18 protein-coding genes and 1 tRNA gene are annotated in these 15,673 nt (G+C 72.9%); 8 read left to right on the top strand and 11 right to left on the bottom strand.

The annotated features are described in order from the left end of the window. Positions 1-31: 31 nt before the first annotated feature. Positions 32-742: a methyltransferase domain-containing protein gene (locus A6A27_RS25045; RefSeq protein ID WP_073837078.1), complete on the top strand. Its 711-nt coding sequence runs from the start codon at positions 32-34 to the stop codon at positions 740-742. Between the two features lie 66 nt (positions 743-808). On the opposite strand, the gene A6A27_RS25040 is transcribed toward A6A27_RS25045, so the two are convergent. Together A6A27_RS25040 and A6A27_RS25035 are read right to left on the bottom strand one after the other, a co-directional pair. After that, positions 809-1,342 (bottom strand): YbhB/YbcL family Raf kinase inhibitor-like protein, encoded by a 534-nt coding sequence (locus tag A6A27_RS25040; protein WP_073837077.1) that lies wholly within the window; start codon positions 1,340-1,342, stop codon positions 809-811. A gap of 92 nt (positions 1,343-1,434) precedes the next feature. Further along, positions 1,435-1,521: transfer RNA gene (locus tag A6A27_RS25035), tRNA-Ser, on the bottom strand. A 98-nt stretch (positions 1,522-1,619) separates the two neighbouring features. On the opposite strand from A6A27_RS25035, the gene A6A27_RS25030 reads away from it, so the two are divergent. Both A6A27_RS25030 and A6A27_RS25025 read left to right on the top strand, forming a co-directional pair. Beyond that, positions 1,620-2,159 (top strand): AAA family ATPase, encoded by a 540-nt coding sequence (locus tag A6A27_RS25030; RefSeq protein WP_241825430.1) that lies wholly within the window; start codon positions 1,620-1,622, stop codon positions 2,157-2,159. Between the two features lie 9 nt (positions 2,160-2,168). After that, a complete protein-coding gene (locus tag A6A27_RS25025) occupies positions 2,169-3,143 on the top strand; it encodes an NAD(P)H-quinone oxidoreductase (RefSeq protein WP_073837075.1) in 975 nt (324 codons plus the stop codon). Positions 3,144-3,147: 4 nt separating this feature from the next. Here the strand turns inward: A6A27_RS25025 and soxR are convergent, their stop codons facing one another. Next, a complete protein-coding gene (gene soxR / locus A6A27_RS25020) occupies positions 3,148-3,609 on the bottom strand; it encodes a redox-sensitive transcriptional activator SoxR (RefSeq protein ID WP_073837074.1) in 462 nt (153 codons plus the stop codon). 46 nt (positions 3,610-3,655) lie between these two features. On the opposite strand from soxR, the gene A6A27_RS25015 reads away from it, so the two are divergent. Together A6A27_RS25015 and A6A27_RS25010 are read left to right on the top strand one after the other, a co-directional pair. Then, complete coding sequence (locus A6A27_RS25015; protein ID WP_073837137.1) at positions 3,656-4,348, top strand: transketolase; 693 nt, start codon at positions 3,656-3,658, stop codon at positions 4,346-4,348. Positions 4,349-4,350: 2 nt separating this feature from the next. Next, positions 4,351-5,229, top strand: coding sequence for a transketolase family protein (locus A6A27_RS25010; protein WP_073837073.1), 879 nt, complete (start codon positions 4,351-4,353; stop codon positions 5,227-5,229). Positions 5,230-5,300: 71 nt separating this feature from the next. On the opposite strand, the gene A6A27_RS25005 is transcribed toward A6A27_RS25010, so the two are convergent. After that, complete coding sequence (locus A6A27_RS25005; RefSeq protein WP_073837072.1) at positions 5,301-5,999, bottom strand: glycosyltransferase family 2 protein; 699 nt, start codon at positions 5,997-5,999, stop codon at positions 5,301-5,303. A gap of 261 nt (positions 6,000-6,260) precedes the next feature. Here A6A27_RS25005 and A6A27_RS25000 point away from each other — a divergent pair, with 261 nt between their 5' ends. Then, positions 6,261-7,859 carry a ricin-type beta-trefoil lectin domain protein gene (locus tag A6A27_RS25000; RefSeq protein WP_073837071.1) on the top strand — a complete coding sequence of 533 codons (1,599 nt, stop codon included), beginning with the start codon at positions 6,261-6,263 and terminating at the stop codon, positions 7,857-7,859. 58 nt (positions 7,860-7,917) lie between these two features. Here the strand turns inward: A6A27_RS25000 and A6A27_RS24995 are convergent, their stop codons facing one another. The 5 genes from A6A27_RS24995 to A6A27_RS24975 all read right to left on the bottom strand — a co-directional run bounded on the left by A6A27_RS24995 (position 7,918) and on the right by A6A27_RS24975 (position 12,673). Beyond that, positions 7,918-8,520 carry a hypothetical protein gene (locus A6A27_RS24995; RefSeq protein ID WP_073837070.1) on the bottom strand — a complete coding sequence of 201 codons (603 nt, stop codon included), beginning with the start codon at positions 8,518-8,520 and terminating at the stop codon, positions 7,918-7,920. Between the two features lie 58 nt (positions 8,521-8,578). Continuing rightward, positions 8,579-10,030, bottom strand: a complete 1,452-nt coding sequence (locus A6A27_RS24990) for a sensor histidine kinase (RefSeq protein WP_073837069.1) — start codon at positions 10,028-10,030, stop codon at positions 8,579-8,581. Continuing rightward, positions 10,023-10,715: a response regulator transcription factor gene (locus A6A27_RS24985; protein WP_073837068.1), complete on the bottom strand. Its 693-nt coding sequence runs from the start codon at positions 10,713-10,715 to the stop codon at positions 10,023-10,025. The genes A6A27_RS24990 and A6A27_RS24985 overlap by 8 nt, the downstream gene beginning before the upstream one ends. A gap of 68 nt (positions 10,716-10,783) precedes the next feature. Beyond that, positions 10,784-11,296: a hypothetical protein gene (locus A6A27_RS24980; RefSeq protein WP_073837067.1), complete on the bottom strand. Its 513-nt coding sequence runs from the start codon at positions 11,294-11,296 to the stop codon at positions 10,784-10,786. Between the two features lie 204 nt (positions 11,297-11,500). Continuing rightward, the gene (locus tag A6A27_RS24975; protein WP_073837066.1) at positions 11,501-12,673 is read right to left on the bottom strand and encodes a thiolase family protein; all 1,173 of its coding nucleotides are present in this window, start codon (positions 12,671-12,673) and stop codon (positions 11,501-11,503) included. Positions 12,674-12,787: 114 nt separating this feature from the next. Between A6A27_RS24975 and A6A27_RS45130 the strand changes: the two genes are divergently transcribed. Further along, positions 12,788-13,225 (top strand): PH domain-containing protein, encoded by a 438-nt coding sequence (locus A6A27_RS45130; protein ID WP_241825429.1) that lies wholly within the window; start codon positions 12,788-12,790, stop codon positions 13,223-13,225. A gap of 33 nt (positions 13,226-13,258) precedes the next feature. Here the strand turns inward: A6A27_RS45130 and A6A27_RS24965 are convergent, their stop codons facing one another. Together A6A27_RS24965 and A6A27_RS24960 are read right to left on the bottom strand one after the other, a co-directional pair. Next, positions 13,259-14,203 carry a rhomboid family intramembrane serine protease gene (locus tag A6A27_RS24965; RefSeq protein WP_073837064.1) on the bottom strand — a complete coding sequence of 315 codons (945 nt, stop codon included), beginning with the start codon at positions 14,201-14,203 and terminating at the stop codon, positions 13,259-13,261. Between the two features lie 25 nt (positions 14,204-14,228). Further along, a complete protein-coding gene (locus A6A27_RS24960; protein ID WP_073837063.1) occupies positions 14,229-14,759 on the bottom strand; it encodes a peptidylprolyl isomerase in 531 nt (176 codons plus the stop codon). A gap of 84 nt (positions 14,760-14,843) precedes the next feature. On the opposite strand from A6A27_RS24960, the gene A6A27_RS24955 reads away from it, so the two are divergent. Further along, positions 14,844-15,629: a hypothetical protein gene (locus A6A27_RS24955; protein ID WP_073837062.1), complete on the top strand. Its 786-nt coding sequence runs from the start codon at positions 14,844-14,846 to the stop codon at positions 15,627-15,629. Positions 15,630-15,673 lie beyond the last annotated feature (44 nt).

The raw sequence follows: 15,673 nt of genomic DNA, 5'->3' as shown, positions 1-15,673 counted from the left end.
GCGGGTCAGTCATATCGTGAGGAATCGACGCATGGCAGATATCACTGGGGATCAACGCGTCCAGTCGGAGGTGCTCGAAGGCCTGGCGACCGCGGTCAACCACCGGAGATGGTTCGTCGAGCTGGCGGTGCCCCACCTCGGTGACAACCCCATCGAGATCGGCAGCGGGCTGGGCGACTACGCCCTGGAGTGGTCCGCGCACCTGCCCCGGCTCACCGCCACCGAGGCGGACCCGGACCGGCTGGTCCGGCTCAAGGAGCGGCTGGCCGAGCACCCCACCATCGAGGTACGGCAGATGCTGCTGCCGCACTCCGAGCGGGGCGACTACAGCGCGGCCGTGTCGTACAACGTACTGGAGCACATCGAGGACCACGTGAGCGCGCTGTGCAGCATGCGCTACCTGGTCCGGCCCGGCGGCGCGGTGATCATCATCGTGCCGGCCTTCCAGTTCGCGATGAGCCCGGCGGACATCGCCACCGGTCACGTCCGGCGCTACACGAAGCAGACGCTCGCGGCGGCGATGACCGAGGCCGGGCTCACCGTTGAGAAGATCCACTACGCCAACGCGCTCGGCCTCATCGGCTACTTCATGGCCACCAAGGTCTTCCGGCTGATGCCGAAGGAGGGCCCGATGGTGAAGATCTACGACAGCCTGGTCCTGCCCGCCACCAAGGCGGCGGAGCAGCGGCTGCGCCCGCCCTTCGGCCAGTCCGTCTTCGCGGTCGCCCGGGTACCGGGCTGACGCTGCTACGGGCACGGGGCCCCCGCGTCGGCGGGGGCCCCGCGCTCTGTCACGGCTCGTGACCAGTCACTCCGCGATCTGGTACGTCGGGCGGATGACCGCCCGGGCCAGGGTGTGGAACGCCAGGTTGAAGCCGACGTAGGCCGGGCTGGCGGTGGGGCCGACGTCGAGCTGATCCACGTCCACCGCGTGCACGGCGAAGACGTAGCGGTGCGGGCGGTCGCCGGCCGGCGGGGCGGCGCCGCCGTAGCCGGTGTCGCCGTAGTCGCTGCGGACGCTGAAAGCGGCGCCGAGTTCGCTCTCCTTGACGCCGGTGGGCAGCTCGGTGACCGAGGCGGGCAGGTTCACCAGCACCCAGTGCCAGAAGCCGCTGCCGGTCGGGGCGTCCGGGTCGAAGCAGGTCACCACGAAGCTCCTGGTCTCCTCCGGGAAGCCCGACCAGGCCAGGTGCGGGGAGACGTTCTCGCCGCCGACGCTGCCGTGCGCGTACCGCACGTCCATCGGCTCGCCGTTACGCACGTCGTCACTGGTCAGCGTGAACAACGGCACCGTCGGCAGCAGCTCGTACGGGTCCGGGGCGATCGGTCGTTCCAGGGTCATCGAGAGGATCCTTCCGGGTGCGCGAGTTCCTGCGCCCCTTCATACCCCGCGAGCGCCCGCCGTGCGCGAGGACGCGACGGGGACCCGGGTTGCGGAGGGTGTGGGATTCGAACCCACGAAGACATCGCTGCCTTACCGGTTTTCAAGACCAGCGCCATCGGCCACTAGGCGAACCCTCCCGGACACGTCCCCCACGGGGCGCGCGCCGTGCCTAGTCTGCCACGGACCGCACCACGGGCGAGCCGCCGTCCCACCCCTCGCTGGCAGGATGGCCCCCGTGTGGGAAACCCCGGCGGTGGTGCTGATCACCGGAATCATGGCGGCGGGCAAGTCGACTGTGGCCGAACTGCTGGCCCGGCGGCTGCCCCGCTCGGTGCACTTGCGCGGTGACGTGTTCCGGCGGATGGTGGTGAACGGGCGCGCGGAGATGACCGCGCAGCTCTCGGACGAGGCGTGGCGGCAGCTTCGGCTCCGCTACGACCTGGCCGCCACAGCGGCGGACCGGTACGCCGCCGAGGGCTTCACCGTCGTACTCCAGGACATCGTGATCGGCGCCGAACTGTCGGCCATGGTCGAACGGATCCGGCACTGGCCGCTCGCGGTGGTGGTGCTCGCGCCGCACGCCGAGGTGGTCGCCGCCCGCGAGCGGGACCGGCCCAAGCAGGGGTACGGGGACTGGCCGATCGCCGACTTCGACGCCGGGTTCCGCGCCGAGACGCCCCGGATCGGGCTCTGGCTGGACACCTCGGCGCAGACCCCGGCGGAGACGGTGGATGAGATCCTGACTCGGGCGTGGACGGACGGTCGGATCGGGTAAGACTGGGCCATGCACGCGATCACGATCCCGAAACCCGGCGGACCCGAGGCCCTCGTGTGGTCGGAGGTGCCCGACCCGGAGCCCGGCCCCGGCGAGGTGGTCGTCGAGGTGTCGGCGAGCGCGGTGAACCGCGCCGACCTGCTGCAACGGCAGGGGCAGTACCCGCCGCCGCCGGGCGCGCCGGCGTACCCGGGGTTGGAGTGCTCCGGGGTGGTCGCCGCGCTCGGCCCGGGCGTGACCGGCTGGGCGGTCGGCGACGAGGTCTGCGCGCTGCTGGCCGGCGGTGGGTACGCCGAACGGGTGGCCGTGCCGGCCGGGCAGCTCCTGCCGGTCCCGCGCGGCGTCGACCTGGTCGACGCGGCCGCGCTGCCCGAGGTGGCCTGCACGGTCTGGTCGAACGTGGTCCAGCTCGCCCGGCTGGCCGAGGGCGAGACGCTCCTGGTGCACGGCGGGGGCAGCGGGATCGGCACCTTCGCGATCCAGCTCGGCGTGGCGCTCGGCGCCACGGTGGTGGTGACCGCCCGGTCGGGCAAGCACGACCGGCTGCGCGAGCTGGGCGCCGCGCACGCGATCGACTACCGGGAGCAGGACTTCGTCGAGGAGGTCCGCCGGGTCACCGACGGGCGGGGCGCGGACGTGATCCTGGACATCATGGGCGCCGCGTACCTGCCGCGGAACGTGGCGGCGCTGGCCACCGGTGGCCGGCTCGTGGTGATCGGCATGCAGGGCGGTCGCAAGGGCGAGCTGGACCTGGGAATGCTGCTGGCGAAACGCGGTTCGGTCCACGCGACGGCGCTGCGTTCCCGCCCGCTGGACGAGAAGGCGGAGATCGTCCGGGGGGTACGCGAGCAGGTGTGGCCGCTGGTTGAGTCCGGGGCGGTCCGGCCGGTGGTGCACGCCCGGGCGAAGCTGGCCGACGCCGCCGACGCGCACCGCCTGCTGGAGACGAGCGACCACCTGGGCAAGGTGCTGCTGGTCCGGTGACCGGTCAGGCCGGCGCCGGGTCCGAGTCGGGGCGGGGCAGCATGAGCCGCGCGCCCGGGCCCTCGGCGGCCAGCGAGTCAGCGGGGTTGTAGAGGGTGCAGCGCTGCAGCGACAGGCAGCCACAGCCGATGCAGCCGTCCAGGTCGTCGCGGAGCTTGCCGAGCAGCCGGATCTTCTCGTCCAGCCGGTCGCGCCAGCTGCGGGAGAGGGCGGCCCAGTCGTCCGGGGTGGGCGTACGCGACGACGGCAGGGAGTCGAGCGCCTCCCGGATCTCTTCCAGCGAGACGCCCACCTGCTGCGAGATCCGGATGAACGCCACCCGGCGCAGCTCGGTGCGGGCGTACCGGCGCTGGTTGCCGCCGGTGCGCTGGGACCGGATCAGCCCGAGCCGCTCGTAGTAGCGCAGCGCGGAGGGGGCCACCCCGCTGCGGGTGGCGAGCTGTCCGATGGTGAGTGCTTCGTGCATCACAGGGCCTTGAGTTGAAGTGCGCTTCAACTCCGAGGCTAGCGGCATGACGACGACGACCGCCACCGACCCCGCCGTGCTGCGGGCGCTGCTCGACCGGGTCCGCGCCGGGCGCGAGTTCGGCGCGAACGTGTACTCGACGCTGGACGTGCTCCAGGTGCTCTACGACCGGGTGCTCCGGATCACCCCGGAGACCGTCGACGACCCCGACCGGGACCGCTTCCTGCTGTCCAAGGGGCACGCCGTCGCCGGCTACTACGCGCTGCTCGCCGCGAAGGGCTTCATCCCGCTCGAGTGGCTGGACGACCAGGGCGGGCCGGACAGCCGGCTCGGCGACCATCCGGACCGGCTGCTGGTGCCCGGCGTGGAGATCGGGTCCGGGTCGCTCGGGCACGGGCTCGGCCTGGGTGTGGGCACCGCGCTCGGGCTGCGGGCCCAGGGCCGGTTCGACCCCCGGGTGTACGTGCTGCTCGGCGATGCCGAACTGGACGAGGGTTCCAACCACGAGGCGATCGCGTACGCCGGGGCGACGGGGCTGGCCAACCTGACCGCGATCGTGCTGGACAACCGGTCGGCGAGTCACGGCTGGCCGGGCGGCGCGGCGAGCCGGTTCACCGTCAACGGGTGGAGCGCCGCGACCGTGGCCGGCCGGGACCACGAGGCCCTGCACACCGCCCTCACCGGGCACGACCACCATCGGCCGCACGTCGTCGTCGCGGTCGTCACCGACGAGGAGTGATCATGCGCGACACCTTCGTGGCCACGGCCACCACCTTCCTGGACGACCCCCGGACCACCATCGTGCTGGCCGACATCTCCGCCGCGGCATTCGCCCCGGCCGCCGAACGCCACCCGGACCGGGTCATCAACGTCGGCATCCGGGAGCAGCTCCTGGTGGGCGTGGCGGGTGGCCTCGCGCTGACCGGTCAGCGCCCGATCGTGCACAGCTACGCGCCGTTCCTGGTCGAGCGGGCGTACGAGCAGATCAAGCTGGACCTCGACCACCAGGGGGTCGGGGCGGTGCTGGTCAGCATCGGCGCGTCGTACGACCGGGCAGCGGCGGGCCGTACCCACCTGAGTCCGGCGGACGTCGCGCTGATCGACACCCTGCACGACTGGACGGTCCACGTGCCCGGTCACCGGGACGAGGTGCCGGGGTTGCTACGCGGCGCGGTGTGCGGGTCGGATTCGGCGTACGTGCGGCTGTCCACCCAGAGCAACGCGCGGGCGTACCCGGAGGCGGGTGACCTACGGGTGGTCCGCGACGCAAGGCCGGGCGCACCGCTGCTGGTGGCGGTCGGGCCGCTGCTCGACCAGGCCCTCGCGGCGGTCGCCGACCGGCCGGTCACCGTGGCGTACACCCATCGGCCGCGGCCCTTCGACACGGCGGGGCTGCGGGCCCTCGCCGGCACCGAGGTGATCCTGGTCGAGCCGTACCTGGCGGGCACCTCGGCCCGGGTGGTCGGCGCGGCGCTGGCCGACCGGCCGCACCGGTTGCTCGCTCTCGGGGTGGGCCGGTCGGAGCTGCGCCGCTACGGCACGCCCGAGGATCACGACCGCTGGCACGGCCTGGACGCGGCCGGCCTGCGCCGATCGGTCGAGGAGTTCCTCGCCGTCTGAACCGGGGGTCGCGGTATCGCGGGATCAACCAGCCCGGGACACCGCCCGATCCGCAACCTGGCGATGAGAGATCAGGAGCCGACCGGGCGGCGCCGGGCACGCTCACGGGCGAGGATCCAGATCGCCTCGACGCCGTCCTTCCAGGTGATCTTCTTGCCCTCCTCGCGGCCCCGCGCACGGTAGCTGATCGGCACCTCGTACGGGCGGATGCGCTGGCGGAGCAGCTTGCCGGTGACCTCGGCCTCCATGCCGAAGCCGCGGGAGCGGATCCGCAGCGAGCGGTAGAGCTCCAGCGGCATCAGCTTGAAGCAGGTCTCCAGGTCGCCGATGTAGGAGTTGAAGAGCACGTTGGCCGCCATCGTGACGCCCTTGTTGCCCATCACGTACCAGAAGCTGTAGGCGCTGTGGCTGCCGAAGGTCCGATTGCCGTAGACGACCGTCGCCCGGCCGTCGAGCACCGGCTCGAGCAGCCGCGGGATGTCCTGCGGGTCGTACTCGAGGTCGGCGTCGAGGATGACCAGGTAGTCGCCCTCGGCGTTGTCGACGGCGGTCTTGATCGCCGCGCCCTTGCCGGCGTTGCGCTGGTGGGTGATGACCCGCAGCCGGGCGTCGTCCACCCGGCCGAGCACCTCGGCGGTGCCGTCGCGGCTGCCGTCGTCGACGACGACGAGTTCGATCTCGCACGGGTAGTCCACTGCCAACGCCTGCTTGAGGGCATCCGCGATGCGTTCTTCCTCGTTGTAGACCGGCATGAGGATCGACAGCTTCACGGGTTCTCCACGGTGGCGACGGCAGATCGGGCCTAGCGTAACCTGGCTGGTCCCCGCGGTCACCAAAGCATGGCAGCGAATTCGACGAGGTTGAACACCCGGCCGGTCCGCTGCCGCCCACACGGACGAACCGATATGCCGGAAGGGTCCGCTTCCGCACCCGCCGCAACGTTTCCGAGACGCATTCACATCCCTCCTCCATTCGGGTTACCTTCCGGTAATTCAATCGACGTCGAGCGATTGACCGAAAGGAGTGCGTCGATGCTTGGTACCCCCGCCAGGCGCGGGCGGACGACCCGACGGCGGGCCCTGGCCGTCGTGTCCGCCGCCGCTCTCGCCCTGCCGCTCCTGGTCGGACCGGCCGCCCCCGCGGCCGCCGCCGATCGGCCCGCCGTCCAGCCGCTCCCCGCCGCCCTCGAAACCGTCCGGGCCGCCGAGGCCACCGCTCTCTACGGATCCCCCGAACTCCGGCCGCTGGAGCAGCGGCGGACCGCCCTGGTCACCATGGGCGACAGCGAGATCTCCGGGGAGGGGGTGGGCAACTACGTCCCCGGCACCCATCAGCCCGGCAACTGGTGCGACCGTTCGTACGACCAGGCCGTCTTCCGTACCGGCATCCCGGCCGACGAGCGCTACAACCTGGCCTGCTCGGGCGCCACCCCGTGGCACCTGATGGCCGGCGGCCCGACCCAGCACAACGAGCTGAACCAGGGCGACTACCTGGCGATCAAGGCGCGCAACACGCACGTCAAGCTGATCTGGGTGGTCGTCGGCGCGAACGGCGAAGGCACCATCCAGTTCGGGCCGGTCGCCACCGACTGCGCGATCCGCCGGGTCTTCTTCCAGGGGGCGTGCTGGCCGACGTACACCGACCAGTGGACGATCCGCACCGACGGCAGTCGGGTCGCGGTCGAGGCCGCGATCAACTCGATCCGGCAGACCATGACCTCCGCCGGCTACCTACGCTCCGACTACGAGCTGGTGCTGATGTCGTACCCGAGCCCGGCCAGCCCGGACGTCGAGGACAACCCCGACTTCCCCGGCTGGTACGCCGGCGGCTGCCTGCTCTACCTGGCCGACATGGCGTTCGCCCGGAACAAGGCGGTGCCGCTGTTCGAGTCGGCGCTGCGCGCGGCCGCCGCGAACACCGGGACCCGCTACCTGGACGCCAGTCGGCTCTTCCACGGCCACGAGGTGTGCACCGACAACACCTCGGTCCGCGGTCTCTACATCGAGGTCGGGATCTGGGACGAGAACGCGGCCCGGCAGTCGTTCCACCCCAACTACCGGGGCCACGGCATGTTCGCCCAGTGCATCACCCAGTTCTGGACCGCAGGCCAGCAGCAGGCCACCTGCGTCGACCCGGCCAGCACCGGGCAGGGCGTGCTGGTCAACGAGCTGCTGACGTTCCGCCAGTTGCGCAACGTCGCCACCGGCACCTGCGTGGACGGCAAGGGATACGACTCCCGCAACGGCACCGTGCAGCAGTCGTACGCCTGCCACGGCGGGCGGAACCAGGGTTTCTGGTACGACCCGGCGCGGCAGTCGCTGCACTCCGAGCTCTCCCACGACCGCTGCCTGGACGTCACCGGCGGCTCGCTGACCGCCGGCACCACGGTCAACAGCTACGACTGCCACGGCGGGCCCAACCAGAAGTTCGTCTTCGCCGGCAACCAGCTCAAGCCGGCCGGCGCGAGCAACCTCTGCGTCGGCTTCGACAACCCACTGCTGGGGACCCCGCGGCTACGGCTGGCCGCCTGCACCACCAGCACCCGTCAGCAGTGGTCCTTCGAGTCCCGGTCGTACGCCAACCCGGTCGGCTACGGCCACGACGACTTCGTCGGATCCCGCGTCTACTGATCCGAACTGTCAACCGGGGCCCCCGCTACCACCAGGCGGCAAGCGGGGGCCCCTCCGTTCACCGCTGCCTGACCGGCACCACGATCAGCCGGGCGCTACCACCGTCGCCGTCCTTGGCACCCGCGACCCCGACGGTGGTGCCGGCCTTGATGTCGCTGGACCGCACGGTGGTGCGCCGCTCAACGACCCGCAGCTTGTCACCGAAGGTCCAGGTCATCGTGAAGCCGTCGGCGGACTTCACGGTCATCGACCGCTCGTCGACGGCGGTCACCTGGCCGCGCTGGACGGCAATCGTCTTCGTACCGCCGTCCTTGGTCTGCACCACGACCTCGCCGTGCAGCGTGTTCTTCCGGAGCAGCACCCGGGTCCGGTGCCGCTTCCGCCACTCCTCCGCCCGCTCACCCCGCTTGCCCTGCGGACCGGCCTGCTCACCGGCCGGGGCGGCGGCCGAGGGGGCGGCGACCGGGTCGACGTCCAGGTCGGCGGCGTCGAAGCCCAGCGCGGCGAGCGCCTGACCGTCCGCTCCCATGGCGGCGGCCACCTCGACCGCGGTCTCCTTCGCCGGGTCCGCGGCGAGCGGGGCCGGGCCGCAGCCGGTGAGGCCGAGCGCGGTGGCCGCGAGCAGCGCGGTGACGCCGGTGACGATTCCCTGACGTGCCATCGGTTGTCCTCTCTGGTCCGTGGTGCCGTCATCGTCGCCCGGGCGGACGAGCGGACCGTCAGGCGAATGTTCGGGTCAGGTAAGGATCACCGGGCAGCCGGACGGCGAAGGCCGCGCCGCCCTCCGGGGCGTGCCCGGCGGCGATGTCGCCGCCCAGGCGGCGGACCAGCCCGGCGGCGAGCGCCAGGCCCAGGCCGCTGCCCACCTTGCGCACGCCCCGGTACCGCTGGTGCAGCGCGCCGCGCTCGAACGCCACGGCCAGGTCGTCGTCGGTGAAGCCGGGTCCGCCGTCGCGGACCTCGACGACGCCGCCCGCAGCCGGGTCCGCGCCGGCCGGCCGGACCGCAAGCACGATCGCCGCCCCCGGTGGTACGACCCGCAGCGCGTTCTCCAGCAACCCGTCCACGACCTGCCGGATCCGCCCCGGATCGGTGTACGCGGGCACCGGCCCGCCGGGCGTCTCCACCCGGAACGGCACCCCGACCGCCGCGCACCGGTCGGACCAGGTCCGTTCCGCGTCGGCGGCCAGCCGGGTCAGGTCGACCGGGCCCGGTTCCAGCGAGAAGTCGGCGGCCTCCAGCCGGGCCAGCGCCAGCAGGTCGGCGACCAGCCGGTCCAGGTGCTCGGCCTCGGCGAGCATGGTCCGCCCGGTGGCCGGCACCGCATCCGCCTCGATCACCCCGTCGGCCAGCGCCTCGGCATAGCCCCGGATCGCGGTGAGCGGGGTGCGCAGTTCGTGCGAGACGGAGAGCAGGAACTCCCGCTGCCGCCCCTCGCTGGTGGCCAGCGCGGCGGCCAGCCCGTTCAGCGCGTACGCCAGGTCGGCCACCTCGTCCGGCGGCTCCACCGGTACGCGGACCGCCCGGTCCCCGCCGCGCAGCCGGGCGGCGGCACGGGCGGCGGTCCGGATGGGCCGGGCCAGCCGGCGGGCGAGCAGCAGGCCGGCGACCACCCCGGCGGCGAGCCCGGCGAGCAGCGCCAGCCAGAGGCCGCGCAGCACCTGCCGCCAGGGTCCGCTGGTGGTGGCCCGGATCAGCACCAGCCCGTCGCCGCGGGCCAGCGCCCGCCCCTCGACCAGCGCCCGTTCGCCGTTGACCAGCCGCCGACCGGAGACGTCCCGCCCGGACGCCACCCGGCTCACCACCTGCCGGGGCAGGCCGGGGCGATCCACCTGGCCGGCCCGGATGAGATACACGTCGATGTCCTGTTGGCGAAGTTGGCGGATCAGCCGCTCCCCGGCGGCGTCCCGCTGCCGCGCCGCGCTGACCCGGAGCACACCGGCCGCGAGCTGGGCCTGGGCGGCCAGCGCCTCCTGGTCGCGCCGCTCGGCGCCGCGTACCGCCAGCGGGACCGCGACCAGCGCGGTGACCAGCACCGACACCAGCGCCACCGCGCAGGTGACCAGGACCGCGCGGGCGGTCAGGGTGTGCGTGAGGCGTCGCCGGGGCGGGGCCGGGCGGGGCCCGAGCAGCGGCAGCGCGACGGTGGGCTGGTGGGTGTGCTCAGGCATCGGCCGCGTACCCGACGCCGCGGTGGGTGCGGATCACGCTGGCCGGGCCGAGCTTGGCGCGTACCTGCGCGACGTGCACGTCCACCGTCCGGGTGCCGGCGTGCGCGGCGTACCCCCAGACGCCGGCCAGCAGTTCCTCCCGGGTGAAGACCCGGCCGGGCCGGGCCATCAGGTGCGCGAGCAGGTCGAACTCGGTGGAGGTGAGCTGGACCGGGGCGCCGGCCGCGGTGACCGTCCGGCGGGCCGGGTCCAGGGTGACCGCGCCGACCACCCGGGGCTGCTCGGCCCCGGCGGCCGCCCCGGCGGCCCGGCGCAGCACCGCCCGCACCCGGGCGACCAGCTCGCGCGGGCTGAACGGCTTGGTCACGTAGTCGTCCGCGCCCAGTTCCAGGCCGACGATCCGGTCGACCTCGTCGTCCCGGGCGGTGAGGAAGATGACCGGCGTCCAGTCGCCGGCCTCGCGTAGCCGCCGGCAGATCTCGGTCCCGGCCAGGCCGGGCAGCGCGATGTCGAGCACGCAGGCCACCGGGCGCAACCGCCGCGCGGCGGCCAGCCCGGCCGTGCCGTCCCGTTCCAGGTGTACGCCGAACCCGTCCCAGGCCAGGTAGAGCCGGACCAGATCGGCGATGGTCGGCTCGTCCTCGACCACGAGAACGAGCCCGCGCGGCGCGGTGTCGGCGGTCACCGGCCAATGATTACCGACCGGCGCCCGACCGGGACGTCAGGGACTGTTCGGGTTCGGTAAGGAGCCGGTCAGCGCACCGGCGCCGGGCGGAACACGGCCGGGCGGGTGCCGACCGGCGGCTCGCCGATGGTGGCGACCAGCCGCTCCGCCGACGTCCGGAGCCGGGTCCGGAAGGCGTGGTTGAGTAGGGCGTCGACCTGCCACACCTGCTTCGGGTGGTGGGTACGGATGAGGAACCGCTCGCGGACCCCGTCGATCGCGGTGGCGGCCAGCTCGACGCTGTGCGACCGGGGATCCGGGCTCCAGGTCACGTTGCTCAGCTCGCGCAGTTCGGTGTTGAGGTGCAGGCGCAGCCGGTGCAGCACCCGGGTCTGCTGGGTCACCACCAGGCGGCGATGGGTGAGGAGCATCAGGTACTCGCCGCCGATCGGATGGTCCGGGCGGCTGCATCGGGTCACCAGGATGGTGGCGTCGCCGGAGCCCACGCACCGGCGGAACACCGGCATGTGCCGGCTCACGGTCTGGGTCGCCAGGCCGGTCTCGGCGGCGGCCGGAAGGAACGTTCGCGAGAACACGTCCATGCAAGATGCAACGAGCATGTGAGCAGGGGTGATATGGGTCACCCCCGATTTCTGGAACTTCCAGCCATGCAAATCGCACTCGTTGTCCGGCCTCCGGCCCCGGCCCAGCCCGCCGAGGGCGGGCGAGCCCGTGATCGCCGGGTGGCGGCGATCACCAGTTCCGGCCGGACGGGTGGCCGACCGGCGGGCGCGGAGATCGTCCGATCAGAGCAGCTCGACGATGGTGGCGTTGGCCATGCCGCCGCCCTCGCACATGGTCTGCAGGCCGTAGCGGATCCCGTTGTCCCGCATGTGCTGAAGCATGGTGATCATGATCCGGGCGCCGGACGCGCCGAGCGGGTGGCCGAGGGCGATCGCCCCGCCACGCGGGTTGAGCCGCTCCGGGTCCGCCTCGGTCTCCGCCAGCCAGGCCAGCGGCACCGGGGCGAACGCCTCGTTCACCTCGTACACGCCGATCTCCTCGATGCCCAGCCCCGCGCGGCGCAGCGCCTTGGCGGTGGCCGGGATGGGGGCGGTGAGCATGGTGACCGGATCGTCGGCGGCGACCACGGCGGTGTGTACGCGGGCGAGCGGGCGCAGTCCGTGCCGGCTGGCCCACTCGCTGGTGGTGACCGCGAGCGCCGCGGCCCCGTCGGAGATCTGCGACGCGGAGCCGGCGGTGACCACGCCGTCGGCCTTGAACGGGGTGGCCAGCTCACCGAGCTTGGCCAGCGAGGTGTCCCGACGGATGCCCTCGTCGGCGGTGAACTTGCCGCCGTCGGCGAGCGCCACCGGGGCCAGCTCCGGGTCGAACGCCCCGGCGTCCTGCGCGGCGGCCGCCTTCTCGTGGCTGGCCAGCGCGAACTCGTCGAGCTGGCTACGCGAGAAGCGCCACCGCTCCGCCATCAGCTCGGCCCCGACGCCCTGGTTGAACGGCAGCGGGCTGTCCGCGGCGACGCCCTCGACGCCGCGGTAGCGCTCCAGGATCGCCGCGCTGAACGGCATCCCGCCGGCCACGCTGGAGCCCATCGGCACCCGGGTCATCGACTCGACGCCACCGGCGACCACCAGGTCGGCCTGACCGGAGAGGACGGTGGCGGCGGCGAAGTGCAGTGCCTGCTGGCTCGACCCGCACTGCCGGTCGAGAGTGGTGCCGGGGACCGACTCGGGCCAACCGGCGGCGAGGACGGCGTTGCGCGCCACGTTCCACGACTGCTCGCCGACCTGGGACACACAGCCCCAGACCACGTCGTCGACCTGACCCGGGTCGATGCCGGTCCGCTCGGCGAGGGCGCGCAGCACATGCGCCGAGAGGTCGACCGGATGCACGCCGGCGAGGCTGCCCTTGCGCCGCCCGACCGGGGTCCGTACCGCACCGACGATGACCGCGTCACTCATGTTTACTCCCCGGTAACTTGGGCTGCCCCGATCCTACGTCCTCACCCGGCCGGGCGTCCTCCCCCCGCTACCCGTCCGTCGCGCCGGGGACGGGTCGGCTGGCATGCTGGGACCGTGCATCCCCAGTCGACTCCGGCCCGGCAGTGGCGGGTGCCCGCGGTCCTGCCGGTGGCCAAGCTGGTCGCGGCGCTCGTCCTGGTCGCGCTCGGCCTGCTCTTCGCCGGCGGCGACCGGGTCCAGCTCGTGCTCGCCGGGCTGGCCGCCGCGGCGCTGGCCGGTTGGGGGGTACGTGATCTGGTCGCGCCGGTCCGGCTGGCTGTGGACGCGGAGGGCGTCACGGTGATCCAGGGCTTCGCCGGCCGCCGGCGGCTGCCCTGGCCGGCCGTGGAGGCGATCCGGGTGGAACGGCGTACCCGACGGGGGCTGACCGCCGAGACGCTGGAGATCGACGCGGGCGAGTCGTTGCACCTGTTCGGCCGGTATGACCTGGACGCGCCGCCGGAAGAGGTGGCCGAGGCGCTGCGCGCCGCCCGCGCCGCCGGGACCGGCTGACCCGCCCGGCGGCAGGGCGGGCCGGGCGCCCGTTCAGCCGGTGAGCATCGCGGTGCGGACGAGGATCAACCCGAGGAGCGCGACCAGCACGATCGCCCCGCCCGCCGCCTGGAACCCGGTCCGCCGCATCCGCGGCGCGTACGCCAGGACCAGCGCCATCACCGCGCCGGTGACCAGGCCGCCCAGGTGACCGGCGATGGAGATGCCCGGCACGGTGAATGTGAAGATCAGGTTGATCACCAGGATCGGCAGGATGGCCGAGGTGTCCCGGCCCAGCCGTCGCATGATCACGAAGATCGCGGCGAACAGGCCGAAGATGGCGGTGGACGCCCCGGCCGATGGCTGGTTGACCGGACTGAACAGGTAGACCGCGACGTTGCCGCCGAGCCCGGCGATCAGATAGAGCGCGAGGAAACGCAGCGGACCGAGCACCGCCTCCAGGTTCCGGCCGAGCACCCAGAGCGCCCACATGTTGAGCAGCAGGTGCACCACGCCGTAGTGCAGGAACATCGCGGTGACCAGCCGGTACCACTGCCCCTGGGCGACCCCGCCGACGGTGCCGTCGGGGAAGACGGCCTGGCCGAGCACCGCACCCCAGTCGGTCAGCGGGGTGGAGCCGCCGAGCAGGCCGCCGAAGCCGGAGCCGCCGACGGCCGCGTCCCCGCCCCGGTCCGAGGCGATGGACAGGATCATGACCAGCACGTTCAACGCGATCAGGGTCTTCGTGACGTAGCCCTGGCGGCCGGCGGCACCGCCACCGAAGGCGGTACGCGCCGGCCGCACGCTACGACGTCCCTCGCTGACGCACTCGGGGCACTGGTGGCCGACGGAGGCGTCCCGCATGCACTCCGGGCAGATCGGCCGGTCACACCGGGTGCACCGGACGTACGTCTCCCGATCGGGGTGCCGGTAGCAGACCGGAGGGGTCGGCACCGGTCCTCCGGTGGCGTCACCTGTCTGCCCGGAGCGCTCAGTCATGCGAGCAAAGGTACCCGGGCCGTGGTCAGGACGGCTTGCGCTCGATCTCGACGCGCTCGATGACCACGTCCTGCAGCGGCCGGTCGCTCGGGCCGGTCGGGGTGTTCGCGATCGAGTCCACGACCTTCGCCGACTGCTCGTCGGCGACCTGCCCGAAGATGGTGTGCCGGTTGTTCAGGTGCGGCGTCTGGGAGACCGTGATGAAGAACTGCGAGCCGTTGGTGCCCGGCCCGGCGTTCGCCATCGCCAGCAGGTAGGGGCGGTCGAAGCGCAGCTCCGGGTGGAACTCGTCGGCGAACTTGTAGCCCGGGCCGCCGCGACCGGTGCCGGTCGGGTCGCCCATCTGGACCATGAACCCGCTGATCACGCGGTGCGAGACGGTGCCGTCGTAGTACGGCCCGCTACCCGGCTGGCCGGTCCGCGGGTCGATGTATTCCTTCGTGCCCTCGGCCAGCTCGACGAAGTTGCGGACGGTCTTCGGCGCGTGGTTGGGGAAGAGCTCCAGCCGGATCGGGCCAGCGTTGGTGTGCAAGGTGGCGTAGACAGCCTCGGCCACGGGTACTCCTCACTCGTTGGTCAGTTCCTTGCGGATCCTCCCATGTGCCCGATCTGGCCATGCGGAGGCATCCGAAGGTGGAGGATGACGGAGGAACAACTCCCAGGAGGTGGGACCGTGTTTGGAATCGGGCGGCGTAAGACCCAGGGGCAGCTCGCGAAGGCGGAGCTGAGCCAGGGCATCGGTCACCTGAGGCAGGCCGCGGCGCATGCCGCGAAGGGTGTCGGCCCGCGGGTCCAGGCAGCCCGGGCTGCCGCCGCGCCCACCGCGATCATGGTCCGGGACCGGGCGTCGGACGGGCTCGCTTCGACGGCGGCCACGCTCGCGCCGCTGGTCCTGGCCGTGCGCAACGCGCAGGCCGAGGCCGCGGGCAAGAAGGCGGTGGTTGGCCGGACGGCCGCCCGGAAGGCCGCGGTGACGCGGCAGGCCAAGGCGAAGAACCTCAAGGCCGCCAGGAAGCGGAAGCGGTCGCGGGGCATGATGACGGGCCTGTTCGCCGCCGGCGCGGTGGCCGGCCTGGCCGGCGCGATGGCCATGCGCCGCCGCCGCGAGCAGCAGGAGTGGGCCGAGTACGACCCGACCGGAACGCTGGAGCCGATGCGCGAGGACGTCGACACCATCGTGGTGGAGACCCCCGACCCGACCGCGAAGGTGACCCAGGCCGGCAGGACCGGTGCCGGCAGCTCGACGACGGCCGGCAACGGCAGCGCGGCCACCGCCAAGTCCAGCAGCCAGCCGGTGATCCAGCCGACCGACAAGGTCCCGTCGGTCGCCGAGGGTGCCCGGGACAGCTCCGGCCGCCCGGCCACCGACGTCAGCAAGGCAGTGAACGCGGGGAAGAACTCCGCCAAGTCCAGCGGTGGCCGCTGACCCGGGTCGACCACGGAAGCGCCGGCCGTGCGGGCCGGCGCTTT

This window comes from Micromonospora sp. CB01531 (assembly GCF_001905095.1).
Lineage (GTDB): Bacteria > Actinomycetota > Actinomycetes > Mycobacteriales > Micromonosporaceae > Micromonospora.
This window is presented reverse-complemented; position numbering and strand designations above follow the sequence as displayed.